Here is a 687-nt window from a genome sequence, read left to right on the forward strand (position 1 = left end):
TACGCCTCTGGATTCGGCACTAGTCGACCTTTATGTCGTTCGAATAATGCAAAGCCAAGTTCTTTCTCTAATCCGACCAGCATTGCGCTGATCGCCGGCTGTGTTCGGCACAACGTTTTGGCCGCTAAGGTCACGGACCCAGAGCGCATCACGGTGCGAAAGGTTTCTAGCTGTTTTATAGAGAGGTTATTCATACGAGCCTATAAGAAAAAGTTATCAGATTAGAGAAATTTTAAATTTGTTTTTATTGCTTGTCATCATTAAATTAACGAGGTGTTTACAAATAAAACAATAAGGAAATAACAACGTGGAGCAAAAGTTTAGATATCTACTCACTTTCCTGATTGCATCTGTGGCATTGATGCAGTTTGTTCAGGTAGTGACACGATATGTCTTTGAAGTCCCAATTATGGTGCTTGAAGAGTCGATGGTTATTCCGACCTTATGGCTCTACATGCTTGCTGCGGTGAACGCGTCTAGGGAAGATACACAAATCCGTGCAAATGTACTGGAAATATTTATCAAGACAGAGCGAGGTCATCAAATATTAGCCCTTATCAGTGAAACGATCAGCTTGGTGATTTCGAGTTGGTTGACCTACTGGGCTTGGGACTACGTCAAGTATGCGTGGCGGGTTTGGAAAGAGAGCCCAACGCTTTATATCCCAACTTTTTATCACGAGTGCTC

At 42.8% G+C, this 687-nt stretch carries 2 protein-coding genes; one reads left to right on the plus strand and one right to left on the minus strand.

The window, feature by feature from the left end; translation table 11 throughout:
• The coding region (locus tag KIV40_RS28810; protein ID WP_285352645.1) for a LysR family transcriptional regulator at window positions 1–194 on the minus strand (194 nt) is incomplete at its 3' end.
• 113 nt (window positions 195–307) lie between these two features.
• Between KIV40_RS28810 and KIV40_RS28815 the strand changes: the two genes are divergently transcribed.
• Window positions 308–687: TRAP transporter small permease (locus tag KIV40_RS28815; RefSeq protein ID WP_285352646.1), on the plus strand; the 380-nt coding region annotated here is incomplete at its 3' end.

Source organism: Vibrio sp. D173a, from assembly GCF_030248475.1.